Genomic DNA, 24,550 nt, shown 5'->3' with positions numbered 1-24,550 from the left:
CGCTGCACCGCTCGCCCGTGGCGTCTGGGGCGTCGTCGCGACCCCTTCCTCGGCGAGGACAGCGCAGTCGACGTCGAGAGCCTCGCCAGGCTCGTCCGGCACTACGAGAGCGTGGGCGCCACTGGCCTCACCGTGCTCGGAGTGTTCGGCGAGGCGAGCACCCTCACCGCCCGGGAGCGCGCAGTCGTCCTGCGCGCAGCGGCCGAGCACACGTCGCTGCCCATCGTCGTCGGGGTGACCTCGCTGGCGACGGCGCCCGCGATCGACGAGATCGAGGCGGCCCGTCAGGCGATCGGCTCGAGGATGGTCGCCGCCATGGTGCAGGTGAATTCGCCCCGACCGGAACCGGTCGTGCAACACCTCCGTCGGATCCACGAGAGCACCGGCGTTCCGGTGGTGCTGCAGGACTACCCCGTCGCCAGCGGCGTGACGATCACGACGGAGGACCTGCTGCGCGTCGTCGAGAGCTGCCCGTTCATCAGTGCAGTCAAGGCCGAGGCGCCGCCGACGGCCGCGGCGATCGCGAAGATCTCCGCGGTCACGTCGGCATCCGTGTTCGGCGGGCTCGGCGGACAGAGTCTGCTCGACGAACTCGCGGCAGGTTCCGCGGGTGCGATGACGGGATTCTCCGTTCCCGAGGCGCTGGTCGCCTGCGTCGACGCGTGGTTCGCCGGGCATGCTGACGATGCGTACCGTGCCTTCGCCCCCTTCCTGCCCCTGGTCAACTACGAACAGCAGCCGCGGATCGCTCTCGCGCTGCGCAAGGATCTGTTCGCACGACGAGGCTTCTTCACCGAGCGCACCGTGCGCGCTCCCGGTTCGCCGTTCCCGGAGCAACTCGGTCCGCTCGCCTCCGCGCATCTCGTGCGTGCGGAGTCGCTGCTCGGCGAGAAGGTGGGCTGACATGGACCTCGGACTGCGCGGTCGCACGGCGTTCGTCGGCGCCTCGACGGCCGGCCTCGGTCGCGCCGTCGCGGAGGCCCTCGGCCGGGAGGGCGCGAATGTCGTCATCACCGGCCGACGGGGAGCGCAGGCCGTCGCCATCGCCGCCGACCTTCCCTCTGCGATCGGCCTGGAGGTCGACCTGCTCGATCGGAACTCCCGCGGTGCGGCGATCGCGGCCGCCGAGCAGGCGTTCGGCCCCATCGACATCCTGGTCATCAACGGTCCAGGACCGAAGGCCTCACCGGCCGCCGGCCTCACCGCGGCGGACGTCGAGACCGCCTTCGCCCAGCTGGTCGCTCCGGGGCAGGACCTGGTGGCCCGCACGCTTCCCGCGATGCGGGCCCGGCGATGGGGACGGATCCTCGCGATCGGCTCCAGCGGGGTCGCGGCGCCGCTGGACAACCTCGCCTCCTCGAACCTCGGCCGGGCCGCGCTCGCCGGCTACCTCAAGACCCTGGCCGGCGAAGTCGCCGGCGACGGCGTCACCGTGAACCTGCTGCTCCCCGGCAGGATGGCCACCGACCGGGTCGCAGCGCTCGACACGGCGACCGCGGCCCGCATGGGCCTGGACGTCGACGAGGTCCGGCAGCGCTCGGAGCAGAGCATCCCTGCCGGGCGGTACGGCGACCCCGCCGAGTTCGGCGCGGCTGGTGCGTTCCTGTGCAGCGCCCCGGCCTCCTATATCACCGGCATCGCCCTGCGATGCGACGGCGGACTCGTCCGTTCGCTGTGACCTCGAAAGGACTCTCATGACCACTCCCGCACTCGCGAAGCACCTCATCGGCGGATCGCTCCTCGGCGACCCGGAGAAGGAGCGCAGGAACCCGGCGCATCCCGGCGAAGTGGCGGTGCTCTCGCCGTCGGGTTCCGCAGCCGAGGTCGACACCGCGATCAGCGCGGCCGTCGCCGCGCAGCCCGCCTGGGCCCGGATGCCCCTCCCCGCGCGCGGTGCGATCCTGCTCAAGGCGGCGGAGATCCTCCGGGAGAGGACGCCGCAGGTCGCCGCCGATCTCGTGCGCGAAGAGGGCAAGACGATCGCCGAGGCGACCGGCGAGGTCGGGCGAGCGATCGGCGTGCTGCAGTTCTTCGGCTCGCTCGGATGGGCGTCCACCGGGAGCATCTTCGGCAGCGCCATCCCGGGCACGACGGTGACGACGCGCCGCGAGCCGATCGGCGTCGTCGGCCTCATCACGCCGTGGAACTTCCCGATCGCGATCCCGGCCTGGAAGACGGCTCCCGCGCTGATCAGCGGGAATGCCGTCGTCATGAAGCCCGCCGAGCTGACCCCCATGTCTGCGACGCATCTCGCGGTCGCGCTGCACGAGGCGGGCCTGCCGGACGGGGTGTTCAACGTCGTGCACGGCAGCGGGCGCATCGTCGGCGACGCCATCGCGCGCGACCCCCGCATCGGTGCGCTGTCGTTCACGGGTTCCACCGCGGTGGGACTCGGGTTGGAGAAGACGCTGCAGGCGCGCCGCGCCCGCGTCCAGCTGGAGATGGGCGGGAAGAACGGAGTGCTCGTGGTCGACGACGCCGACGCCCGCCGTGCCGCGCAGGTGGTGGCGGCGGGTGGCTTCTCGCTGACCGGCCAGGCCTGCACTGCGACGTCGCGCGTCTACGTGACCCCGGGCATCCGCGAGGCCTTCCTGCATGAGCTCGTGGATCTGGCGGGCGGCTACGCGCCGGGTGACGGGCTGGACGCGGCGACCACGATGGGCCCGGTGGTGAGCGAAGACCAGCTGAGGAACGATGTCTCGGCCGTGCAGGGGGCGCTGGACGGCGGCGCGCGTCTGCTCACCGGGGCAGCGGATGCCGACGGCCTGAACTTCGCTCCCGTCGTCGCCGTCGACGTCGACCACTCCGCGCCCATCGCCACGGACGAGATCTTCGGGCCCGTCGTCGCCGTGATCGACGTCCCCGACTACGAGGCCGGCCTCGCCGCGCTGAACGACTCGCCCTATGGCCTCACCGCCGGCATCTGCACGACCTCTCTGAAGCACGCGAGCGATTTCGCGGATCGTGTGCAGGCCGGAGTCGTGAAGGTGAACCGTCCGACATCCGGGCTCGACCTTCACGTGCCCTTCGGCGGCGTCAAGGAGTCTTCCTCGAACACGTTCCGCGAGCAGGGGCACACCGCCACCCAGTTCTACACCTGGGAGAAGACCACCTACACCGGAGTGGAGTGAACGCGGTGGAATCGCTGACGACCGATGATGAGGAGCTCGTGCGCGCGGCATCCGAGCTCCTGCTACGCGCCTACGACGAGCGAGACCACCGGGTGGCCGCCGCGGTCCGCGGCGGTTCGGGGGACGTGCATCTCGGGCTGCACCTCGCCTCGGATCGTGTGAACATCTGCGCAGAGCCGAGCGCGATCGCGAACGCCGCCATCGCCGGTGAAGACGCGCTGCACACGATCGTCGCCGTGGGGATGGACTCCGCCGGCACGCCTCGCGTGATCAACCCGTGCGGGGTGTGCCGAGAGCTCGTGCCGCGCTACGGCGAGCGCCTCCGTGTGATCGTCGATCACGGGGGCGAGATCGGCGTGGTCTCACCGGCCGACCTGCTCCCAATCCCCTGGGTGCGCGCGCAGCCGTACGACGCCTAGCTCGCTCGGAGCCAGCACCGAGGGGCATCCTCTACCCTCGTGTCATGCGCCTCGTCTCCTCCGCCGACCCCGGGCTCTGGATCCCCGTCACCGGCTCGCTGGGCTGGAAGGGACGGCGCCATCGCAAGGCGGCCATCCGGATGCTGCTGGGCCAGGGTAACGCGGCCTTCGGCGCGGAGGCCCGTCCCGGCTCGGCGTTCGGATCCTGGCTGGCCAGCCAGGCGGTGCCGTTCGCGATGCGGAAGGCCGACGGCCGGGTGCTGGCGTGGACGTGGAGGGCCGATCCGGATCTCGTGGTCGCCATCGCGACCACGCAGGAGCTCACGCCGCAGCTGCGCACCGCGCGGGCGATGATGCCGATGGAGTACGACGACACCGTGAGTTTCGCCACCCCGCTGGGCGTCGGAGAGAAGCTGACGATGCCGCTGCCGCCGAAGCCGGGCACTCCCCCGTTCGCGACCTACACCTGGGACACCGGGACGCACCTGATCACACTGAACGCGGTGTGCGGCGACCGGGAGCGCTTCGGCACGCTCGAGAGTGCGCTCGACGATCTCGCCCGCAGCCTGCGCATCGCCGATGACGTGACCGGCGGCGAATCGCAGGTGCTGCGACTGCCGCCGACCTGATGTTCTCCGGTCCGCCCCTCCGAGCCAGGGATGCTTTTCGGCGCCGCGACGCCGGCGGGGCAGCGAAAAGCACCTCCGAGGATGCCGTCAGGCCGCCCGCTCGTACTCGGCCAGCACGACGCCGGACTCGAACGCCGTCGTCGCCGTGCGCGCGAGGGCTTTCGGGGCGTAGCGCCGCTCGCCGAACAGCGGGATGCCCGCGCCGGCGAGCACCGGGTTGATCTTCAGCACCAGGCGATCGATCTCTTCGGCCAGCGCCGCGGCGAGCGCGCCGCCGCCGCACAGCCAGATGCCCTTTCCCGGCTCGGACTTCAGCTCGCACACGACCTCGACCGGGTCGCGATCGGTGAACTCGACACCGTCCACGGGGTCGGGCGTGCGACTGGTGAAGACCACCTGCCGCAGGTGCCGGTACGGGCTGGGCACCGTCGGCAGCCCGACGGCGTAGGTGTTCCAGCCCATCAGGACCGTGTCGAACAGCTCTCCGTCGGTCGGGATGCCCAGCGCCTCGTTGATCTGTGTGGGGATCGTCTGATTGAAACGCTCGTTGATCGTGTCCCGGTGGTCGCCTTCCGCGAGGAAGAAGTCGAACTCGCCCCCAGGTCCGGCGATGAAACCATCGAGGCTGACGGCGACGTAATAGGTGAGTTCACGCATCTCGTTCTCCATTCACGACAGGTGCAGTGGTTCAAGAGTACAACAGGTGCAGTGGTTCAGCTACCCTTTTCCCATGGCCAAGAACGAGTCACGACGCAACGCCCTCGCCGATGCCGGCATCGCCCTGCTGGCGGCCGAGGGATCTCGCGGGCTCACCCATCGCGCCGTCGACGAACGCGCCGGCGTGCCGATCGGCACCACGTCCAACTACTTCCGCAGCCGCGACGCCCTGATCGCCGGGCTGTTCGAGCGCATCGGCGCACGGCTGGCCCCGACCCCCGATGACCTGGCCCGCCGGGTATCCGAGACGCCCAGCCGCGCACTGTTCGCCGACTACGTGCGCGATATCGTGCGGCGCCTCTCCACCGAGCGGGAGGTGACCCTCGCGCTGTTCGAGCTGCGGCTCGAATCCGCGCGGCGTCCCGAGCTCGCCGCGATGATGGCGGCCTGGCAGCGTGCCGGCTTCGACGGCGACGTGGCGTTCAACCAGGCCGCCGGACTGCCCGGCGGCCGTCGCGAGATCGCCCTGTTCCACTACGCGATCGACGGGCTACTGCTGGACCGCCTGACCTCGCCGATCGATCCGGACACCTCGACCGACGAGGTCGTCGACGCGCTGGTGGACGGGCTTCTCCCCGAGTAGTCGATCGCGCCGCACGGGGAGATGGATTTCGGCGCTTCACGACCCTCTGAACGCCGAAAGGCATCCCTGGCATGCGGATGCCAGGGAATCAGAAGCCGCGGCCGACCGTGCCGTCGCCGGACAGCCAGCGCAGCCAGCGCTGCTGCGGGTCGCCCTCGAGCACGAGGGCGCGCACCAGCAGGGTGAGCGGAATGCAGAGGATCGCGCCGAGCGGGCCGATGATGAACGTCCAGAACGCCACCGACACGAAGCTCAGCGTGAGGCTGAGGCTGACCGCGTCGCTGACGAACTTCGGCTGGATGAACACCTGCAGCGTGACGTTCACGACGATGTAGATCGCGATGACGGCGAGCATCAGCGGCCAGCCGCCCACGACCAGAGCCAGGATCGCCGGCGGGATCAGGCCGATCACGAAGCCGATGTTCGGGATGAAGTTGGTCACGAACGCGAGGATGGCCCACACGATCGGCGCGGGCACACCCACCGCCCACAGCGCCAGCCCGTCGATGATCGCCACGACTGCGCCGAAGGCGGCGTTGATCACGTAGTAGCGCCGCACGTTGCGGGAGTAGTCCCGGAACCGGGTGAGCTGCGGCACCGACTCCGGGCCGAACAGCTTCTCCGCGCGGGAGTAGCGCGAGGCATCCGCCGACATGAACACGATGTACGCGAACACGAAGAACAGCGCGGTCAGCACGTTCACCGTGCTGCCGACGAGGGATGCCGCATACCCGGCGATCGCGCCCGGGGTGAGCACCGAGCCGAGCGACGCCTGATCCAGCCCGAGACCGCCCAGCAGGCCGCCGAGGTTCTCGACCGTCTTCACCAGCTCGTCCGCGTAGTCGGCCACCATGCCGGCGAATCGCGCGCCGGCGAAGCCGAGCAGCAGCGCCATCACGATCAGCACGATGAAGCCGAGCACGATGACCGCGGTCGTCGCCGCCCAGCGCGGCCATCCGGCGCGCTCGAGCGGATGCCGCAGCGGGTGACAGATGATGACCAGCACGGCGCCGAGCGCGAGCGGTCCGATCAGCTGGCCAGCCGCGCGCATCCCCGCGAGCACGACGACGGCGGCGGCCAGGCCGATGAGAGTGCGCAGGCTCGGCGAGAGTCCGGCGGGTGCCGGGGCCGGGGCACTCATGCGCCCGCCGCGGCCGCGGCCCGATCGAGGGCGGCCTCCTGCGCCGCGGCATCCGTCCCCGCGTCCTCCTCGATGGCGGCGGCGGCGCGGATGAACAGGATGATCCAGGAGAACACCAGGATGCCGGCGACCAGCTCGACCGCGGTCAGCGTGTAGTAGCCGGTGGCGAAGAAGATGCCCACGAGCACCACGACGGCGACGAAGACATATCCCATCAGCAGGAAGCCGCGCGGCATCCGCGGCACCCACCAGCGCAGGCCGATCACGATCGCGGTGAAGGCCACGGCCATGCCGGTGGCGACGCTGTTGTGCACCAGGAAGAACTCGTCGACGGGGAACACGCCCACGCAGCCGAGGAAGACGCCGACGATCACGAGCAGCGTCCGCACCCACACGATGCCGGGGGCGCTGCGGATCGACGAGCTCTTGGTGGCGTACCGCACCAAAATCGTGACGATGAAGCCGGCGACGATGAGCGTGAGGTTGAACGCCATCGCGGAGAGGTCGTCGGTCATGCCGAGGGCGCTGAGGTTCTCCTCCCACCACTTCGGGTCGCTCGCGGTGAGCATGCTCGCCATCACGCCGAAGACGAGGAACACCGCCAGCACGGTCGCCAGCAGCGAGAGGTCCATGTGCGTGGCCGAGAAGAAAACGACATAGGCGGTGACCGCCGCGGCCGCCCCGGAGAGGATCAGCAGCGGGAAGGCGAACACCGTCGCACCGATGAAACCCCTCTCCAGGATGTCGGCGAGCAGCGTCCAGCCCAGCAGCGCGATGACGGCGTGCGCGAAGGCCAGTGCCGCGACATCCGTGACCTCGAGGAACGTGACCCGCTCGCCGCGCTCGCGCACGACGTAGCGCCCGGCGATGAAGGCGAGGGCGGCGACGACGGCCGACGCGAGCGCCGCGTACTGGCCGATCGAGCCCGGGCCGGCGATCGGCGCGTCCTGGAATCCGAACACCGGCAGCGCCACCAGCGCGGCCATGACGAACGCGACCGCTCCGACGCCGATGGACAGCGACTCCAGCGCGGTGGCGCTGCGGCTGGACGGATCGGTGTGCAGCGCTGCGGGGGAAGTTGCCATGCGCAGAGGATATCGTCACGCGGTGGCGGATCGACCTCCGCCTCACCCACCCCGGTCGAGCCCGCTTCGCTCCCCACGAAGACGGGTCTTCGAGCCTGTCGAAGGGCCGGCACCTGGCGCCGCCCGCGCCCCGAGCGGGATGATGAGCGCATGACAGACGACTGGGCGGCACCGTCCTCGCGCGCAGAGCAGCTCGAGCAGGGACGACGGGTGCGCCGAGAACGGCCTCGGTCGGAGCTGGCCAGGCAGGCCGGCGGCGGGCGCGATCCGCTCGGGATCCTCGAAGCGCAGAACGCCACCCGGGTGCCCGACCTGGTGCCGCTGCGCCGCGAGCGCATGGCCGCGAGCCCGTTCGCGTTCTTCCGCGGCACGGCGGCGCTGATGGCCGCAGATCTCGCGGATGCTCCGCACAGCGGCATCCTCGTCGCGTCCTGCGGTGACGCGCACGTGTCGAACTTCGGGTTCTACGCCTCGCCGGAGCGCTCCCTGGTGTTCGACCTGAACGACTTCGACGAGGCGGCGGGGGCGCCCTGGGAGTGGGACGTCAAGCGCCTGGTGACCAGCATCGTGATCGGCGGGCGCGCAGCCAGACGATCGGAGGCGGCCACCGAGGAGGCGGCGCGCGCCGCGATCACCGCCTACGTGCGCGGTCTGCGCCGTGCGACGAAGCTCAGCCCGACCGACCGGTACTTCGCGCACTTCACGGTTTCGGCATCGATGGCGGTGCTCGACGATGCGTCGCGCAAGGCCGTGCGCCGCTCGGTGAAGCAGGCCGAGCGGCGGACCGGCGAGCGCGCGGTGCGGCGGCTGACGACCGCGGATTCCGGCGGACGGCTGCGGTTCGTGCCCGACCCTCCGGCGATGAGCCCGGTCGCCGATGACACCCGCCGGCTCGTCGACGGCCTGGTGCACGACTTCCGGCGGACGACGTCTCCGGATGTCACTCAGCTGTTCGAGCACTACCGGGTGGCCGACATCGTGCGACGCGTGGTGGGCGTGGGCAGCGTCGGCACGCGCTGCTACCTCGTGCTGCTGCAGGACGGTGACGGCAACTCCCTGCTCATGCAGTCGAAGGAGGCCGGCCGGAGCGTGCTCGCCGAGTACGGCAGCATCCCACAGCCCGACGCGCTGCGCGAACGGGTCGAGACGTTCGGCGAGGGGTCTCGCGTGGTGACGATGCAGAAGATCCTGCAGGGGCTGTCGGATCCGTTCCTCGGACACCTGCGCAGCGAGGGGACCGACTACTACGTGCGGCAGTTCCACGACATGAAGGGCGGCATCGAGACCGAGGAGCTCGACGACGCCCCGTTCGCCGCCTACGCGCAGGCGTGCGCGGCGACGCTCGCCAGGGCGCACAGCCAGTCCGTGGCAGCGACCCGTGCGATCGGGTACATCGGCGACGGCGGGCGCGTAGCCGAGTCGCTGCTGACCTGGTCGTACGACTACGCCGAGGTCTCTCTCGCCGACTACGAGGCGTTCCGCGCGGCGGCGCCCTGACGACGGGCGCCGCCGCGCGGCCGGCACTCAGACCGCGACGTCGCCGACCAGGTGCACCCGCATGCCCATGCCCGCGAACATCGCCGCCTTCGCGACGAGGGCCCTGTCGGCGGTCTCGGCATCGGGCGCGTAGACGACCTGGGCGTGGTTGGCCTTGTGACGGGCCATGAACTGGTCGCGGCTCTGGCCGTGCAGCACGACGTTCGCGATCGGCCACTCCGGGTTCGTGGCGTCCTTGCGGCGCTGGGTCTCGTCGGCGGGCAGCTCGACGATCGTGCCGCGGAACACGTCGGCGTTGAGCACTCCGTCGGCGATGTAGACGCGCGAGATCACGACCTCACCGGGCTTGGAGACGCCGTTTATCGTGGCGCCGCCGGCCGGGAAGAACACGTGCCCCTGGCGCCAGCCCTCGGCGTTCTGCCATCCGCCCAGGTGCGAGGCGGGCACCGAGCCGGAGATCTCGTAGACCCAGACGAACTCGCCGTCGAACTCCTCGCCCCAGCGCACGTCGTGCAGGGTGTTGTCGGGCACCAGGCCCATCGCGCGCCACACCCGGTCGGTCACGAGCGCGTCGACGGCGACGCCCTCGTCGGCCTCGTTGAAGTGCGGGAACGCCCGGCCCTCGTGCAGCACGCGGGAGCCATCGCGGCTGGTCACCGGAGGACGCTCGGTGGAGTTCAGGATGCCTTCGGCGAGGTCGGATGCCGGCACCAGGTCCTTCAGACCCTGCTGGTACTGGATGCCGACCGCGTCGAGTCCGAAGTCGTCGGCGATGCGCAGTGCGGCGATGTACATCTTCAGCTGCCACTGCACCTGGTCGCGGGTGAGCTCGGTCGCCGCGTCCTCGCCGTAGGTGAAGGTCATGCCGTGCTCGATGAGCCAGTCGTAGGCGGCATCCGCCTCGTCCTCGGTGACGCGCAGCATCTCGGCGTACAGCGCCGACTGCGACAGCCGCTCCTTGTAGATGCCGGTGCCGTTGAGCAGCTCGTCGTCGAAGATCGCGTTGTACATGCCCATGCAGCCCTCGTCGAAGACGCCGATGATGGCCTTCTCGTCGCGCAGTTGCGCGGCGAGCGCCTCGCCGAGCTGCTTCTCGGGGCTGTCCGGCAGGGCGGGCAGCTCGCGCACGTGGGAGGCGTCGTGCGTGATGCGGCCGGTCTCGATCCATTCCCGGATGCCGGCGCGGAACCAGTCGTCGGTGAAGTCGACCGACCAGATCGTGGCGTAGTCCTTGCCCATCTTGGTGAGGCCGGCGTTCAGCCCGAGCAGGCCGACCAGGCCGGGCCAGTCCGGAGCGAAGTTCGCCGTGGTGAGGATCGGACCCTGGTGGGTGCGAAGGCCTGCGAGCACGTGGTGCGAGTACTGCCAGTTGGCGATCGCGACGATCAGCGGCGCGTCCACCGGGATGCTCTTGAACACCTCCATGCCCATGCGCTGACTCGAGATGTAGCCGTGCCCGGTCTCGGGGTCGACGCCGAAGGGGCGGATGACGCTCCAGCCGAGCTCTTCGAAGGCTTTCGTGACGGCCGCCTCGGTGGCCGCCTGCACCGGCCAGCCGGCGACGTTCGCCGACTCGCGCAGGTCGCCCGAGGTGATGATGTACGCCGTCTTCGGCGCGGATGCCGGGCGGGATGCCGGGGCGGGGAGGGTGTAGCTCATGAGGATTCTCCGATGGTGAGTGGTCAGTGGGTCGCGCGGGCGGTGTGCGTTCCGCCCGCGTCGAGTCGGATGCCGGTGCCGGCGCTGCGTCCGCGCAGCAGGAGCTCGTCGAGCGCGAGCTCGCCGCCGATCAGGTGCAGGGTGATCGTGTCGCCGTCGATCCGCGCCCGCCCCCAGCCGGTGCCTGTGGTGAACAGGAAGGATGCTTCGACAGGCTCAGCAACCCAGGGCGTCTGGGTCCCTGAACCTGTCGAAGGGCCGACCGGGTCGAACGAGAGGGTGCGGGTCGGGGCATCCCACTGTGCGCCGCTCGCGGCGATCAGCAGCGCCCACGAGGCCAGCGAGCGGGCGTAGTGATTGCCGCACTCGATCTCGTTCCAGGGGTTGCGGTGCACGCCGTCGTAGCGTGCGCGCAGCGCACGCTCGATCCGCAGCGCGTCATCCGCTCGTCCGGCGAAGAGAAGGGATGCCGCCACCTGATGCTCGATGCCGGTCCACACCTCGTCCGAGTACACGAACGGGATGGCCGGGCGGCCGCCGTTCGGCCAGGACGCCAGCAGCAGCCCGCCCTCATCGTTCAGCGCGTACACCCGCTGGGTGCTCTCGTGCGCGGTGAGGTCGTCACGGTGGTTGTGCCGCACGATCGCGCCGAGCGCCGACTGCACGTGCTCCTCGGGCAGCAGCGGTCCGAGGCCGTTCAGGTAGGCGTGGAACTGGCCGAGCAGCTGGTCGGAGAGCACTCCGTCGCCGTACTGGTAGCGGTGCGCGTCGGCATCCTCGATCACCTGCCGGTAGTACTCGCCGTTCCAGAGCGTGCTGTCCATCGCTGCGGCGACCTGGACGGACCTGGCGCGCCACTCCTCGGCGCGTTTCGTCTCTCCGAGGTGGGCGGCCATGCGCGCGCCGGCGCGCAGCGCGGCCAGGTACATCCCGTTCGCCAGCGGGTCGATGCCGTGGAACTCGATGTCGTAGGTGTTGTGCAGTTCGCCGTCGAGCAGGCCGTCGCCGTCGCGGTCCCACTCCCTGGTGGCGTACTCGAGCGAGCGCACCGCGGCAGGCCAGAGCTCGCGCAGGAAGTCGTCGTCGCCGGAGAACCGCCACTCGCGGTGCAGGCGCAGGAAGGTGCCGAGCTGACCGTCGACCGCCGGACCCATGAACCAGGACGGCGAGCCGAAGATGCGGTTGCCGCGGAACCTCTGCGCGCCGTCGGCGTCCGTCTCGAGCAGGAACTCCGCGCGCCGCGCACTGCGCTCGAGCGACGGGAACAGCCACGCGGCCGTCTGCGCATACGACCACACGTGCGTGCAGGTTCCCTCGCAGGATCCGCCGTGGTCGAAGGACCCCTCCCAGGCGGCGAACACCGGCCCCTCGCCGAGCTCGGGGGTGGGCGACTCGACCACGAAGCAGGTCGTGGAGCGCAGCGCGGCGATGTTCGCCCCTGCCGCGTCGGCGAGCACCGGGTCGAGGGTTCCGCCGTAGAGCGTCTCGACGAAGGCGTCCGTCGCGGCCTCGAGTGACGGAAGCTCTACGTGCAGGTGGGCGGCCGCCGACCAGGCATCCGGCCAGAGCGTCGCGTAGTGGTTGTGCACGATCTCGTCGGCGTGCGGGTCGTCCATGATGATGTGCCCGCGCCATCCGCGGATGCGATTCGGGAAGCTCCACGCCAGCACGAACTCGAAGTCGCGGGACTCCCCCGGCCCGAGCGTGTGCACGATGCCGAGCGAGCCGGTGCGCAGTCGCGGAAGCCTGGCGAGCATCTCCTCCTCGGTGAGCGGAGGGGCATCCGGGTCGGCGTCGCGCTCGGCGAACAGGCCGCGCGGCTTGTCTTCGAGGGTGAGCCGCGGCTCGGGCTCGAGCAGGCCGTCGCCGGCGAAGTCGCTCCAGAACATCCGCGCGCCGTCGGGCCAGTAGCTGGTCACCCACTGCGGCTTGACCGTCACGGAGTCGTCGGTCGTCGTGAGGCTCAGCGTGCCGTAGCCGGCATCGTCCGCCGGCAGGTCGATGCCGAAGTCGAGGCCGTGCACGCCGTCCTCGTCGCGGCGGCGCACCGTCTGCATTCCCCGGATGCCCCAGGGCGCGTCCGGTCCAGGTGCTCCACGACCCGCGGTGTGCGTGACGCTGCCGGCCACAGTGACCGTCACGGGCACGGACCCGGGGTTGGTCACCCGGTAGCGCAGCACCGCGGCCGGGATGCCGGATGCGTCGGCGTCGAGCGGCACCAGCGGGGTGAACGCGCGCAGCGAGACCTCGACGGGCAGCACGTCATCCGTGAAGTCGATGTCGACCACCGGGTATTCGCCGTACATGGTCGCGCCGGCGAGTCGCGGGAGACCGGCGAGATCGTCGAAGGAGTAGCCGGCGTCGTAATCCCGACGCCCCGTGTCGCGCGCCTCGAGCACCCGGGTGACCGCGTCGCCGCCCTCCGGAGCGGCGTGGATCGCGAAGAACGACCGCGGGTTGCGGCGGCCCTTGTCGGGCAGGTTCTCGAACTCCCAGTCGCGCAGTTCGCCGCGGGCTCCGAGTGAGACGTTGCCGGTGCCGATGCCGCCCAGCAGGAACGCGGCCCGCTCGGCGGTGTGCGGGATCGGACGGGCACGACGGGTCATGATGAACTCCGCTGCTCGGCCGCCAGCTCGTGCACGACGTCGCTCGTGCCGGCATACAGGCGCAGGTAGCGGTCGAACAGGGCGTCGTAGGGCGCACGCACCGACGGGTCCGGCTCGATGCGGTCGGTCACCGGGTTCCAGTCCTCGATCCGGGGGGCCTCGCCGGTGGCGGTGGCGACCGCGGCGAGGAAGGCGGCGCCGTAGCTCGCGCCGATCGTGGTCTCGGGCACCTCCTGCACGAGCCCGGTGATGTCGGAGACGATCTGCAGCCAGAGCCGGCCCTGCGTGCCGCCGCCGACGGCGACGATGCGCCGGATGTCGGCACCGGCCGCACGCATGGTCTCGACGTTGTGCCGCACGCCGAGCGCCGTGGCTTCGAGCGCCGCGCGGTACAGGTCGCCGCGGCCGTGCTCGAGGGTGATCCCGGCGATCACGCCCCGGGCATCCGGATCCTGGATCGGCGTGCGCTCGCCGGCGAAGTACGGCAGCATCAGCAGGCCGCGGGCACCGGGGCCGGATGCCTCGGCCTCGGCGAGCAGCTGCGGATAGTCGGCGGTGGTGAGGTCCTTCAGCCAGCCGGTGAGAGCGCCGGAGGTGGACAGACCGCCGGCGAGATTGCGGGTGCCGTCGAAAGCACCGGCCGTGGTCCACATCGACGGGGTGCGCAGGGTCTGCTCCCCGGTCGCGATGAGGAACATCGTCGTGCCGTACATGAGCATGAGGTCGCCGATCTCATGCGCTCCGACGCTGACCGCCTCGGTCCACGCGTCGATGGTCCCGGTGATCACGGGGGTGCCGGCGGGGATGCCGGTGAGCGCGGCCGCCTGCTCGGTGACGGTGCCGGCGATGTCGCCGGCCCACGCCAGCGGCGGCTGCTCGATGCCGGCGGCGTACCGCCGCCACCACGGCTCGTGCCAGCGCTCGCCCTCGATGTCGTAGAGGGGCGAGGTCTGACTGGCCGACTGGTGGTCGAGCGCATAGGCGCCGGTGAGCCTCCTGGCCAGCCAGGACGCCGGCATGAACAGGCGTTTCGCCCGGGCGAACACCTCGGGCTCCTCGTCCGCGATCCAGGCGATCTTCGCCCTGCGGCCTGCGAGGTGAGGGTCGAACCGCCGACGCGCGTGATCTCGTCCTCGCCGAGTTCCGCGGTCATCCGGGCGATCTGCGCGGTGGCGCGGGTGTCGACGCCATAGAGGATGGCGGGCCGCACCGGCTCATCGTGCTCGTCGGCGAGCAGCACGCAGGGGCCCATGCCGCTGACCCCGACGCCCACGATCTCGATGTCGCCCTGGGTCCCTGAGCCTGTCGAAGGGCCGAGCATCTCACGCGCGATCGAGATGAACTCGTCCCACCAGATGCGCGCGTCCATCTCGACCCACCCGGTGCGCGGGCGGTCGACGTCGTGCGTGCGCGTCGCGGTCGCGAGGATGACGCCGTCGGGGCCGGTCAGCACACCCTTGGTGCTCGATGTGCCGACGTCCACACCCAGGGTGCAGCGCATGTGTCCTCCTTGACCGATCTCTCGTTCAGAGTACGCGAAATCGATTTCATGGTGCAACCGGCGAGCTGCCCTCCACCGCCACCCGAGCATGCGTGGTTCTCCACAGAGTCAGCGGCCGAGCACCTTCGGGCCGCCGGACGACCACGGCCAGTGACACGCTGGCCGAAATCGATGAGAATGGAGGCATGGAGATGAACGACCCGCAGGTGTGGACGCTCATCGGCGTGTTCGCGGCCGTGATGCTCGGCGGCATGACACTGATGACGACGACGTTCAGTCGCGTCATCCGCGCAGAGATCGGCGGCGTCACTGCACGGTTCGACAGCGTCGACGCGAAGATCGACGCCCTGCGCAGCGAGATGAACGCGCGCTTCGAGGCGCAGGACGCGAAGTTCACCGCACTCGACAAAGAGGTGGCGAACCTCGCCACCCGGCTCTGGGGCTCAGGTTCGCACTGACGCGCGTCAGCGCGTCGCGGCCTGCAGGTCGTTGCGCAGCACCACGGTACGGGCCGGCTGCTCATCGCCGCGGATGCGCTCCAGCAGCATCCGCGCGGCCGTGACGCCCATGTGCCGGGCGGGCAGCCGCACGACCGTGACAGCACTCGGTGAGAGCGTGGTGAACGGCAGCGAGCCCACCACGGCGACGCCGATCCGCGGCGGTGTGAGGTCGTGCTCGGTGAGCACCTGGATCGCCCCGACGCCGATGAGGTTGTTGCCCGCGACGACCGCATCCGGCGGCTCGGGCAGGGCGAGCAGCTCCTCCATCACGGCGCGGCCGCCGTCGACGCGGAAGGACGAGAAACGCAGCAGGTCCTCGGGCGCGGCGATGCCCGCGTCGCGGTGGGCGAGCCGCCAGCCCTCGGCGCGATCCGCCGAGGTCTCGATGTGCTCGGGCCCGCCGATGTACGCGACCCTGCGGTGCGTGCGGAGCATGTGCGCGGTCGCCTGCCGGCCCGCGTCACGGTTGGCCATCACGACGCCGTCGATGTCGTACCCGGTGCTGCGGTCGACCGCGACGATCGGGCGTCCGGTGGCGAGGATCGCGTCGAGGCTGGTGTGGTCGGATGCCGCGGCGAGGATCACGCCCGACATGTTCTCCGCCATCGCGATGCGCAGATAAGTCGACTCCTTGTCGATCTGGGCGTCGGAGTTGCACAGCACGACCGAGTAGCCGGCCTCGCTCGCGACATCCTCCACACCGCGCGCCATCTCGGTGAAGTAGGGGTTCTCGATGTCGGGGATCACGAGGGCGATGACCTCGGAGCTCTGCCTGCGCAGCGTGCGGGCCGCACGGTTCGGCGTGAAGTTCAGCTGCTTGGCAGCATTCCGCACCGACGGTGACCTTGGCGTCCGACACCCCCGCGCCGTTGAACACGCGCGACACCGTCGCCGGGGACACCCCGGCGAGTTGCGCGACGTCGTAGATCGTGGACACGGCTCCCCCATGACTTGTACCGTCAGGCCACATTATCGTGTTGAAATCGATTGCAACAGAGCGCGCGAATCGGTACTGTGACGGAACACCCACCGCCGACACGAGGATGTGCACGCATGCCCGACCTGAACTCGATCTCTGCCCTTCGTCAGGTGCAGACCCGTTCGATCTCGCCGGAGAACTTCGACGGCACCGTCGGAGGGGGCGCCAGGGCCACCGAGGGCACCGGTGCCGACTGCGCGCGCGACCTCGGCCCGGGTTGGAAGATCTCCCCCAGCGTCGACATCAAGGCCGGCGAGACCTTCGAACTGGCCTCCATCACCGGCGCCGGCAAGATCACCCACATCTGGATCACCACGCACACCGACAACTGGCGCACCCTCCTGCTGCGCGCCTACTGGGACGGCGCCGAGGAGCCTGCCGTCGAGGTGCCCTACGGCGACTTCTTCTGCAACGGCTGGGGCGTGTTCGCGCAGGTGAACTCCCAGGCGATCGCCGCGAACCCGCACGGCGGTTTCAACTCCTACTGGCCGATGCCGTTCCGCGACGGGGCGCGCCTGACCATCGAGAACACCTCGACCGTCGACGTGCGGGTGTACTACCAGGTGACCTACGAGACCGGGGGCGACTACTCGAACGACGGCTACTTCCACGCCCAGTGGCGCCGGTCCAACCCCCTGGAAGAGCTCACGCCGCACGTGATCCTGGAGGGCATCGAGGGCCAGGGCCAGTACGTGGGCACCTACATCGCCTGGGGCGTGAACTCCAACGGCTGGTGGGGCGAGGGCGAGATCAAGTTCTACCTCGACGACGATGACGAGTACCCCACGATCTGCGGCACCGGCACCGAGGACTACTTCGGCGGCGCCTGGAACTTCGACATCCCCGGCCAGGGGTACACCGCGTTCTCGACTCCGTATCTGGGCATGCCGCAGGTGATCCGTCCCGACGGGCTGTACGTCAGTCAGCAGCGCTTCGGCATGTACCGCTGGCATCTGCAGGACCCGATCCACTTCGCCACCGGCATCCCGAAGGTCGATATCCAGGCACTCGGCTGGCGCAGCGGCTGGCGCTACCTGCCGCTGCGCGACGACATCGCGTCGACGGCGATGTTCTACCTCGACCGTCCGACGGCACGGCGCCCGAAGAGCCCCAGCGCCGACGATCTGGAGGTGCACCTAGGAACCGCCCCGGTTCCCGACATCGGTGCGACGCCTCCGCGGGAGCCGCAGTCATGACGCACACGACCTATCCCTCGCTGGCCGGGCGGCTGGTCGTCGTCACCGGCGGCGGGCGCGGCATCGGCCTGGAGACCGTGCGGCGCTTCCTCGAGCAGGGATGCCGGGTGGTCGTACTCGACCTCGCGATGACCGACGATGTCGACGCCGAGTTCGTGCAGGTCGATGTGACGGATGCCTCAGCCGTGGCGTCCGTCGCCGCCGACATCGCCGCCCGGCACGGCGCCCCCGACGTGGTGCTGAACGCGGCCGGCATCGTGCGCTCGGCGAGCGCTGAGGACATGCCGGTCGACGACTGGCGCCGGGTGGTCGACATCGATCTGAACGGCACGTTCTTCGTCTGCCAGGCGTTCGGGCGGCTCATGCTCGACGCCGGCCGCGGCTCGATCGTGAACATCGCGTCGATGAGCGGCAGCATCAGCAACTTCCCGCAGAAGCAGTCGAGCTACAACGCGGCGAAGGCCGGCGTCGTGCACCTCACGAAGACCCTGGCCGGCGAGTGGGCCGACCGCGGTGTGCGGGTGAACTCGGTGTCGCCCGGATACATCGCGACCGACCTCACCGCGCAGGTGCTGGCCGACGACCCGGCGCTCGGCGAGACCTGGCGCGAGCGCACCCCGATGGGCCGGCTAGGGACGCCCGACGAGATCGCGTCCGTCATCCTGTTCCTGGCATCCGACGAGTCGAGCTTCATGACGGGATCGGACGTCATCGCCGACGGCGGCTACACGGTCTGGTGAGATGAGCGCGAGACGGGCGGTGACCGCGGCTTCGACCGTCGTGCTGCTCGTGCTCGTGCTCGCCGGGTGCGCGTCCTCATCCGAGCCGATCGACTCGGCCTCGGTGACCGACGCTCCCACCGCCATCGGAGTCTCCGACGGCGACCTGTGGCCGAACTGCTGGTCAGACGACGATGCGATGTACGCCGCGAACGGCGACGGCGCGGGCTTCGGCAGCGTCACGAGCGACATCGTGATGAACCGGATCGACGGGTCACCGGCATCCGAGAACAGCGGAGCATCTGATCTGACCGGCGAGGGACTCGCCACCGGTGACGATCTCGGGCAGGTGTGGACCGCCGAGGAGGGGTACACGCGCAAGCCGACCGGCATGCTGTGCGTCGACGGCTCGCTGTATCTGGCCGTGCAGGATCTCGCGCCGGACTTCAACGCCGCACCGAACGCGACCATCGCGCGCAGCGACGACCACGGGCGGACCTGGTCGTGGGACACGTCTGCGCCGATGTTCGCCGACGGAGTGTTCACGACGATCTGGTTCGCCGACTACGGCAAGGACGCCGAGCGGCGGCCCGACAAGAAGTACGTCTACGCCTACGGCCTGGACGGCAACTGGCGCGACTCGTTCACCGACATCGTGCCCGACCCGACCGAGCTGTTCCTCGCCAGAGTTCCGGTGAAGTCGGTACAGGATGCCGCGACGTGGGAGTTCTACGCCGGCCCTTCGTCGACAGGCTCAGGGACCCAGCCGGACTGGACCACCGACATCGCGAAGAAGCAGCCGGTGCTCGTCGACGATCGCCGCGTGCACGACCTGAGCGTGCTCTCGCAGGGTGGGGTGACCTACCTGCCGAAGCACGATCGATACCTGTACACCTCGTGGACCGAGTACACCTTCGAGTTCTACGAGGCGCCGAAACCGTGGGGCCCGTGGACGCTCTTCCACTCCGAGGACTTCGGCGAGTACCCGTGGCAGGAGGACCGCATCGGCGGCTACGGCACGACCGTGCCGTCGAAGTTCGTCACCGACGACGAGAAGACGATGTGGGTGCAGTCGAACGTCTGCCCGTGCGCCCCGGCCGGCGTGAGTTCGTACTGGTTCGGGCTGAGGGAGATGACGCTCGGTGGCTGACGGACACCCGATCGTGGACGGGGTGCCGGTGAACCCGGCATCCGCTCCGCTGCGGCTGCGGATCGCCCACGTCGATCAGGCGAACACGGTGCTGACCGCGAGCGACGGCGACCTGTGGCCCTCGGCCTGGGCGTCCGACGACGCGCTCTACGCCGCCGCCGGCGACGGCACCGGGTTCGCACGGCACGGCTGGAGCGACATCCTGGTGAACCGGATCGACGGGATGCCGCAGGCCGGCCTGACCGGCGAGCGCCTCGCCGACGGCGACGCCGTCGCGCCGATCTGGGATGCGGAGCGCTTCAACCGCAAGCCGACCGGCATGGTCTGCGTGCGACTCGACGGGCGCGACGTGCTGTTCCTCGCCGTGCAGGACCTGCGCTGCGGCGACTCCCCCGACACCTTCAATGAGGCGCACGCCGCGACGATCGTCCGCAGCGACGACCTCGGCCGCACCTGGACCTGGCCCGACGGGCCGATGTTCCACGACCACGCCTTCACGACCGTGATGTTCCTCGACCTGGGGCAGGCGAACGGCGGTTCGGAGTGGGTGTACGCCTACGGAATCGACGGCAACTGGCGCACCTCATTCTCGAAGCGGGTGCCCGACCCGACCGAGCTCTTCCTCGCGCGAGTGTCTGCGGACCGCGTGCAGGACATCGATGCCTGGGAGTTCTACGCGGGCCCTGCGGAATGGACCGCGGACATCGCGAAGAAGCGCCCGGTGCTCGTGGATGAACGGGGGTTCTACCCGACGCCCGCCTTCGGCATGGCAGCGCACGACTTCACCTGCATCGCACAGGGATCGGTGGTGTGGAACCCGGGTCTCGGCCGCTACCTCTACTCGACCTGGAGCGAGTACACCTTCGAGTTCTTCGAGGCTCCGGCACCGTGGGGCCCGTGGCGGCTGCTGCACAGCCACGACTTCGGGCACTTCCCGTGGCACGGCCCCCGGTCGCCGCTGGCGAAGCACGGCGGCTACGCGCCGACGATCCCTTCGAAGTACATCTCCGAAGACGGCACCGAGATGTGGCTGCAGAGCAACTGGTTCGTGCCGGCGTCGTCGCGCGGCGGGCGGGCGTACTGCTTCGGGCTGCGCCGGGTGCGGTTCGACCCGGGAACGGATGCCGCGGTCGAGGCGTCGGGCAATCTCGCCCTCAGTGGCGCCTCGCCCCTGGTGGCCCGCGTGCGCGAGGGGCAGGAGGTCGTGCTGAACGACGGCGATCGCACGATCGCCGAGGACTCCGCCTTCGGCCCCGGCACCGGCGAGGACGTCTGGGGCTACGAGTGGGCCGCGCCGCGACGGATGTCCCGCCTCGTGTACGTGCCGGGACCGCAGGACTCCCTGGGCGGCTGGTTCGCTGCGCCCCCGCGCGTGGAGGTGCGGATCGACGGCACGTGGGCGGCGGTGGATGCCACGGTGTCGCCGCCGTACCCGACCGACTTCACCGCCCTCGAGTTCGACGAGTACGTCTTCGACTTCCCGCCCGTCGTGGCCGACGGCATCCGCCTGACCGGCGAGCCGGGCGGGCCGATGCGTTTCACCTCGATCTCCGAACTGGAGGTCTGGGCCTGACGTCGCCGCTCGGCGACTCGAGAAAGGAAAGGCAATGACGCCCCTGAAGAAGGTCCTGGCGGGTGCCGCAGCGGCATCCCTCACCGTCGTCGCCCTCGCGGCGGCATCCGCACCGCCACCGGCCGAGGCGACCACGGCGCGCACGCCGGCCACCGTTGTCGAGAAGCTCACCGGCCCGGATGCCCCGAACAACACCTGGGGTCGGTGGGACATCAAATCGACCGACCTCGGCATCATGTGGGATGACGGGAGGGGCCATGTGCTGACCGCGTTCGGCGACACGTTCGGCAACGCGTGGGTCGGTCCGGGCGGCGGAGCACCGCCGAACGGCAATTGGCGCAGCAACGTGCTGGTGCGGTCGTCGGACGCCGAGCTCGCCGACGGGATGCTGTTCGACTGGGCCGCTCAGGGTCCCGACGGGTACGCACGGCAGATCATCCCGTCGAAGAAGATCGACGGCGACGAGATCACCACGATCCCGACCACCGGGATCTCGGTCGGTAAGCGCCAGTACCTCGGGTTCATGTCGGTGCGGAAGTGGGGTCCGCCCGGAATGTGGGACACCAATCACGCCGGCATCGCCTACTCCGACGATGGCGGCAGCACCTGGAAGGTCTCGGACACCCGGTGGGAGAACCCCGACGGCGATGACCCGTTCCAGATGCAGGCGTGGGTGCAGAAGGGCGGCACGATCTACGTGTTCGGCACCCAGAACGGTCGCAACGGCCCGGCATCCGTGGCGAAGGTCCCGGCGAAGAAGCTGCTCGACGAGAAGGCGTACCGGTACTGGGACGGCAAGCGGTGGAGCAAGGACGAGTCGGCGGCGGTGGCCGTGATGGATGCCCCGATGAGCGAGATGTCGGTGCGGTACGACACCTACAGCAAGCGCTACCTGATGATGTCGCTCGTGGGAGAGGACATCGTCATGCGCACGGCGAAGAAGCCGGAGGGTCCGTGGTCGCCGGCGCAGACGGTCGCCAGTTCGACCGACTATCCCGCGCTGTACGGCGGCTACTTCCACCCCTGGAACAAGGACGGCGAGATCTACTTCACGATGTCGCAGTGGAACCCGTACAACGCGTATCTGATGCATCTGCGCATCGATCGCCAGGGCAACATCGTCGACCCGAACCTCGTCGCCGATGCGAGTTTCGAGCGGTCCGATGTGCTCGGCGACGGCAGCGGCGGCACCTGGGGTGCGAAGCCGAACTCGGGCATCGACACGTCGCCGGCCGCCGGCTTCACAGGCGATCGCCGGGCGTTCGTGCGGTACAACAGCGGCTGGCGCGACATCTGGCAGGACGTCGCCGTGGAGCGGAACACGCACTACCGGGTGACCGGGTTCCTGCGGACGTCGGTGAACAGCGACAACGGGTTCTTCGGCGCGCGGACGCTGGACGGCACACCGATCGGCGAGGTGAACTTCCACTCGGTCGGGGCGTGGACCCGGTTCGCCGTCGAGTTCGACAGCGGCGATCACGACGCCGTGCAGGTGTTCGGCGGCGTGTGGACGAACAGCGGCGACATCTGGATGCAGCTGGACGACGTCTCGCTCACGAAGGTGCCCTGAGGAGGGCGTCCGCCGGGGTCGGGACACGATCCCGGCGGATGCTGGTTCCCCGCGATCGCGACGTCCCACGGCACGACAGACAGGTTCCTCGCCGGGTACGAGGGACTCTCGCGCTCGCTCGTCGATACGGCGCGCGGCGGCCACGTAATCGACGTGGATGATCCGACGCCACGAGAAGTCGCCGAGCGCGTCGCCGACGTCGCGGTGATCGCACGGCGGCCACGACACTCGCGCGCGCCGGAGCGCGGCGGCTACCTCGCTGGCCGGTTCCACAACACTCGGTCGCGTCGGAACGCGGTGCCCCCCGCCGGCAACCAGCTCGGCCTCATCGACACACACCCCGCGCCGAAGCGCCGCAATCCCGCCAACCGGCGTGGCGATGACTCCGCCGGCCGGAGTCCCGATCAGCGTCTACGACACTCGTTCCCGGGCGAGCGCTGCGGCGAGGCCGCCGTCGGACCCCGCTCGCGTACGGGGGCGTCGCCATCGGCCGCTCGGATCCCACCAGCCGGGGCCGCGGATCTCGGGCACTCCGGCGCGCATGCGGATCTGCCAGCCGCTGACGTCGAGGGTGCGATGGTGGTGCCAGCAGAGGGCGACGCCGTTGTCAGTGTGTGTCGGGCCGCCGTCGGCATGCTCGCGTACGTGGTGCACCTCGCACCAGGCGGCGGGGACGTGGCATCCGGGAATGAGGCACTCGCGATCGCGCAGCACGATCGCGCGGCGCTGCAGGGCGTTGAAGATGCGGGCCGAGGTGCCGATACCGACGATCGCGCCGTGTTCGTCGAACAGCACCCGCTGGATGCCGCCGGCACAGCCGGCGTGCGCGGCCGTGCGGAGCGGAACGTCCCAGCCGGTGCCCTCGATGGTCGCCCGCCCCGTGCCTGCGGCGTAGTCGGATGCCGACACCGAGACCACCAGGGTCGGCGCTGCGCCGCCCAACGTGGGGAGCTGTCCGGAGGCGGCCGCGATGTTCAGCGCGGTGGCCAGCGCGTCGTGCCTCTTCTGAGCGGGCGTGCGCTCATCGACCGGTTCGTCGTCGTCAGACTCGCCTGCCGGCCGGAACGCGACCCCGGTCGCGGAAGCGGCGTCGGCCTTCGGATTCAGGATGCTGTCCCAGATGCGCTGCAGCTGACCGGCGACCTCGGGCAGCAGTGAGCCGCGCACCGGCACGACGCCGTCGCGGAGCCGACCCAGGGTGAGACCACGGCGCCGATCGGCCTGTGTGCCGTCGGGGTCCTCGCCGTCGGGATCCAGATTCGCGACGATGCGATGCGCGAACGCGGCAAGCTCGTCGGTCGTGGGCGGCGGTCCGCCCGCTTCCCCCGTCTCGAGATCGTGCCCGCGGGCAGCCCCCGCGAGCACGGCATCGGCCCGGGCGATCTCGTCGCGGCTCAGCCGCGGATGCGCGGCATCGATCGGCGCGGTGCAGGCGAGGAATCCGCTCAGCGAGAGCTCACCGTCGAGCAGTGCGGCGTGCAACTGCTCGTACTTCGCCGGCAGCCGCGCACCCGAGGTCAGTTCCACATCGCGATGCACTCCGCCAGCCGCCGACACGTACTTACGCGCGGTCTGCCCGTCGACGCGCAGCGTGCGGCGCAGCAGCTCTGCCGCATCGCGACATCCGGCACGGGTTGACACTCGGGCATCCCGCTCGCGCAGGTCACGGTCGAGCACCTGCGCCGTCGCCTCGACGATCACCGCCTCGACCCGCCGCTGCACCCGCCCGGCGAGCACCAGGGTGTCGATCAGTTCTGACGCCGGCGCCGCGTCGAACTGACGCTCGACCTCGGCCGACGAACACACCTCTTCGAGCAGCGCGTCCAGCTGCTCGAGTGAGGCGTTCACCGTCGATGTCATACGTCCATTCAACAAGGGGCCACCGACATCGGAAT

21 protein-coding genes and 2 pseudogenes are annotated in these 24,550 nt (G+C 70.1%); 13 read left to right on the top strand and 10 right to left on the bottom strand.

Annotated elements, in window-relative coordinates; translation table 11 throughout:
- Positions 1–111: 111 nt before the first annotated feature.
- Genes L2X99_RS15425 through L2X99_RS15405 form a run of 5 tightly spaced genes read left to right on the top strand, consistent with a single transcriptional unit; the run spans position 112 to position 4,179 of the window.
- Entirely contained in the window at positions 112–903 is a 792-nt protein-coding gene (locus L2X99_RS15425; RefSeq protein WP_236125980.1) for a dihydrodipicolinate synthase family protein, read from the top strand.
- A 1-nt stretch (position 904) separates the two neighbouring features.
- Complete coding sequence (locus L2X99_RS15420; protein WP_236125981.1) at positions 905–1,678, top strand: SDR family oxidoreductase; 774 nt, start codon at positions 905–907, stop codon at positions 1,676–1,678.
- Positions 1,679–1,694: 16 nt separating this feature from the next.
- Positions 1,695–3,131 carry an aldehyde dehydrogenase family protein gene (locus L2X99_RS15415; protein WP_236125982.1) on the top strand — a complete coding sequence of 479 codons (1,437 nt, stop codon included), beginning with the start codon at positions 1,695–1,697 and terminating at the stop codon, positions 3,129–3,131.
- Positions 3,132–3,136: 5 nt separating this feature from the next.
- Positions 3,137–3,550 carry a cytidine deaminase family protein gene (locus L2X99_RS15410; RefSeq protein ID WP_236125983.1) on the top strand — a complete coding sequence of 138 codons (414 nt, stop codon included), beginning with the start codon at positions 3,137–3,139 and terminating at the stop codon, positions 3,548–3,550.
- A gap of 44 nt (positions 3,551–3,594) precedes the next feature.
- Positions 3,595–4,179: a hypothetical protein gene (locus L2X99_RS15405; protein WP_236125984.1), complete on the top strand. Its 585-nt coding sequence runs from the start codon at positions 3,595–3,597 to the stop codon at positions 4,177–4,179.
- An 87-nt stretch (positions 4,180–4,266) separates the two neighbouring features.
- Here the strand turns inward: L2X99_RS15405 and L2X99_RS15400 are convergent, their stop codons facing one another.
- Complete coding sequence (locus L2X99_RS15400; protein WP_236135360.1) at positions 4,267–4,836, bottom strand: dihydrofolate reductase family protein; 570 nt, start codon at positions 4,834–4,836, stop codon at positions 4,267–4,269.
- Positions 4,837–4,909: 73 nt separating this feature from the next.
- On the opposite strand from L2X99_RS15400, the gene L2X99_RS15395 reads away from it, so the two are divergent.
- On the top strand, positions 4,910–5,479 hold the full coding sequence (locus L2X99_RS15395; RefSeq protein ID WP_236125985.1) for a TetR/AcrR family transcriptional regulator: 570 nt from the start codon (positions 4,910–4,912) through the stop codon (positions 5,477–5,479).
- 88 nt (positions 5,480–5,567) lie between these two features.
- Here L2X99_RS15395 and L2X99_RS15390 read toward each other — a convergent pair whose 3' ends face one another.
- Both L2X99_RS15390 and L2X99_RS15385 read right to left on the bottom strand, forming a co-directional pair.
- A complete protein-coding gene (locus L2X99_RS15390; RefSeq protein ID WP_236135359.1) occupies positions 5,568–6,620 on the bottom strand; it encodes an AI-2E family transporter in 1,053 nt (350 codons plus the stop codon).
- Positions 6,617–7,705 (bottom strand): DUF998 domain-containing protein, encoded by a 1,089-nt coding sequence (locus L2X99_RS15385; RefSeq protein WP_236135358.1) that lies wholly within the window; start codon positions 7,703–7,705, stop codon positions 6,617–6,619. Before L2X99_RS15385 ends, L2X99_RS15390 begins: the two co-directional genes overlap by 4 nt.
- A 150-nt stretch (positions 7,706–7,855) precedes the next feature.
- Between L2X99_RS15385 and L2X99_RS15380 the strand changes: the two genes are divergently transcribed.
- A complete protein-coding gene (locus tag L2X99_RS15380; protein WP_236125988.1) occupies positions 7,856–9,202 on the top strand; it encodes a DUF2252 domain-containing protein in 1,347 nt (448 codons plus the stop codon).
- Positions 9,203–9,229: 27 nt separating this feature from the next.
- On the opposite strand, the gene L2X99_RS15375 is transcribed toward L2X99_RS15380, so the two are convergent.
- From L2X99_RS15375 to L2X99_RS18020, 4 genes and pseudogenes are all read right to left on the bottom strand, one after another.
- Complete coding sequence (locus tag L2X99_RS15375; RefSeq protein ID WP_236125989.1) at positions 9,230–10,861, bottom strand: fucose isomerase; 1,632 nt, start codon at positions 10,859–10,861, stop codon at positions 9,230–9,232.
- 23 nt (positions 10,862–10,884) lie between these two features.
- A complete protein-coding gene (locus tag L2X99_RS15370) occupies positions 10,885–13,467 on the bottom strand; it encodes a GH116 family glycosyl-hydrolase (protein ID WP_236135357.1) in 2,583 nt (860 codons plus the stop codon).
- Entirely contained in the window at positions 13,464–14,513 is a 1,050-nt protein-coding gene (locus tag L2X99_RS15365; protein WP_268928528.1) for an FGGY-family carbohydrate kinase, read from the bottom strand. Before L2X99_RS15365 ends, L2X99_RS15370 begins: the two co-directional genes overlap by 4 nt.
- A 110-nt stretch (positions 14,514–14,623) precedes the next feature.
- Positions 14,624–14,968: pseudogene (locus L2X99_RS18020) on the bottom strand (FGGY family carbohydrate kinase); the annotation flags it as partial.
- Between the two features lie 185 nt (positions 14,969–15,153).
- On the opposite strand from L2X99_RS18020, the gene L2X99_RS15355 reads away from it, so the two are divergent.
- Positions 15,154–15,426, top strand: a complete 273-nt coding sequence (locus L2X99_RS15355) for a DUF2730 domain-containing protein (RefSeq protein ID WP_236125992.1) — start codon at positions 15,154–15,156, stop codon at positions 15,424–15,426.
- 6 nt (positions 15,427–15,432) lie between these two features.
- On the opposite strand, the gene L2X99_RS15350 is transcribed toward L2X99_RS15355, so the two are convergent.
- Positions 15,433–16,302, bottom strand: a complete 870-nt coding sequence (locus L2X99_RS15350) for a LacI family DNA-binding transcriptional regulator (protein ID WP_236135356.1) — start codon at positions 16,300–16,302, stop codon at positions 15,433–15,435.
- 55 nt (positions 16,303–16,357) lie between these two features.
- Positions 16,358–16,438: pseudogene (locus L2X99_RS15345) on the bottom strand (hypothetical protein); the annotation flags it as partial.
- A gap of 83 nt (positions 16,439–16,521) precedes the next feature.
- On the opposite strand from L2X99_RS15345, the gene L2X99_RS15340 reads away from it, so the two are divergent.
- Genes L2X99_RS15340 through L2X99_RS15320 form a run of 5 tightly spaced genes read left to right on the top strand, consistent with a single transcriptional unit; the run spans position 16,522 to position 22,655 of the window.
- The gene (locus L2X99_RS15340) at positions 16,522–17,643 is read left to right on the top strand and encodes a glycoside hydrolase family 172 protein (RefSeq protein WP_236135355.1); all 1,122 of its coding nucleotides are present in this window, start codon (positions 16,522–16,524) and stop codon (positions 17,641–17,643) included.
- On the top strand, positions 17,640–18,383 hold the full coding sequence (locus L2X99_RS15335; RefSeq protein ID WP_236125995.1) for an SDR family oxidoreductase: 744 nt from the start codon (positions 17,640–17,642) through the stop codon (positions 18,381–18,383). Before L2X99_RS15340 ends, L2X99_RS15335 begins: the two co-directional genes overlap by 4 nt.
- 1 nt (position 18,384) lies before the next feature.
- Positions 18,385–19,512, top strand: a complete 1,128-nt coding sequence (locus tag L2X99_RS15330; protein ID WP_236125996.1) for a DUF4185 domain-containing protein — start codon at positions 18,385–18,387, stop codon at positions 19,510–19,512.
- Positions 19,505–21,085 carry a DUF4185 domain-containing protein gene (locus tag L2X99_RS15325; RefSeq protein WP_236135354.1) on the top strand — a complete coding sequence of 527 codons (1,581 nt, stop codon included), beginning with the start codon at positions 19,505–19,507 and terminating at the stop codon, positions 21,083–21,085. Before L2X99_RS15330 ends, L2X99_RS15325 begins: the two co-directional genes overlap by 8 nt.
- A gap of 34 nt (positions 21,086–21,119) precedes the next feature.
- Positions 21,120–22,655, top strand: coding sequence for a DUF4185 domain-containing protein (locus tag L2X99_RS15320; RefSeq protein WP_236125998.1), 1,536 nt, complete (start codon positions 21,120–21,122; stop codon positions 22,653–22,655).
- Positions 22,656–23,066: 411 nt separating this feature from the next.
- On the opposite strand, the gene L2X99_RS15315 is transcribed toward L2X99_RS15320, so the two are convergent.
- Positions 23,067–24,515, bottom strand: coding sequence for an HNH endonuclease signature motif containing protein (locus L2X99_RS15315; RefSeq protein WP_236125999.1), 1,449 nt, complete (start codon positions 24,513–24,515; stop codon positions 23,067–23,069).
- Positions 24,516–24,550 lie beyond the last annotated feature (35 nt).

Source organism: Microbacterium sp. KUDC0406, from assembly GCF_021582875.1.
In the GTDB taxonomy this organism is placed as follows: domain Bacteria; phylum Actinomycetota; class Actinomycetes; order Actinomycetales; family Microbacteriaceae; genus Microbacterium.
This window is presented reverse-complemented; position numbering and strand designations above follow the sequence as displayed.

Coding starts and splice junctions, on each gene's coding strand:
- L2X99_RS15420 (WP_236125981.1), top strand. CDS start 905: ATGGACCTCGGACTGCGCGGTCGCACGGCGTTCGTCGGCGCCTCGACG.
- L2X99_RS15415 (WP_236125982.1), top strand. CDS start 1,695: ATGACCACTCCCGCACTCGCGAAGCACCTCATCGGCGGATCGCTCCTC.
- L2X99_RS15405 (WP_236125984.1), top strand. CDS start 3,595: ATGCGCCTCGTCTCCTCCGCCGACCCCGGGCTCTGGATCCCCGTCACC.
- L2X99_RS15400 (WP_236135360.1), bottom strand. CDS start 4,836: ATGCGTGAACTCACCTATTACGTCGCCGTCAGCCTCGATGGTTTCATC.
- L2X99_RS15395 (WP_236125985.1), top strand. CDS start 4,910: ATGGCCAAGAACGAGTCACGACGCAACGCCCTCGCCGATGCCGGCATC.
- L2X99_RS15390 (WP_236135359.1), bottom strand. CDS start 6,620: ATGAGTGCCCCGGCCCCGGCACCCGCCGGACTCTCGCCGAGCCTGCGC.
- L2X99_RS15385 (WP_236135358.1), bottom strand. CDS start 7,705: ATGGCAACTTCCCCCGCAGCGCTGCACACCGATCCGTCCAGCCGCAGC.
- L2X99_RS15380 (WP_236125988.1), top strand. CDS start 7,856: ATGACAGACGACTGGGCGGCACCGTCCTCGCGCGCAGAGCAGCTCGAG.
- L2X99_RS15375 (WP_236125989.1), bottom strand. CDS start 10,861: ATGAGCTACACCCTCCCCGCCCCGGCATCCCGCCCGGCATCCGCGCCG.
- L2X99_RS15370 (WP_236135357.1), bottom strand. CDS start 13,467: ATGACCCGTCGTGCCCGTCCGATCCCGCACACCGCCGAGCGGGCCGCG.
- L2X99_RS15355 (WP_236125992.1), top strand. CDS start 15,154: ATGGAGATGAACGACCCGCAGGTGTGGACGCTCATCGGCGTGTTCGCG.
- L2X99_RS15340 (WP_236135355.1), top strand. CDS start 16,522: ATGCCCGACCTGAACTCGATCTCTGCCCTTCGTCAGGTGCAGACCCGT.
- L2X99_RS15335 (WP_236125995.1), top strand. CDS start 17,640: ATGACGCACACGACCTATCCCTCGCTGGCCGGGCGGCTGGTCGTCGTC.
- L2X99_RS15330 (WP_236125996.1), top strand. CDS start 18,385: ATGAGCGCGAGACGGGCGGTGACCGCGGCTTCGACCGTCGTGCTGCTC.
- L2X99_RS15320 (WP_236125998.1), top strand. CDS start 21,120: ATGACGCCCCTGAAGAAGGTCCTGGCGGGTGCCGCAGCGGCATCCCTC.
- L2X99_RS15315 (WP_236125999.1), bottom strand. CDS start 24,515: ATGACATCGACGGTGAACGCCTCACTCGAGCAGCTGGACGCGCTGCTC.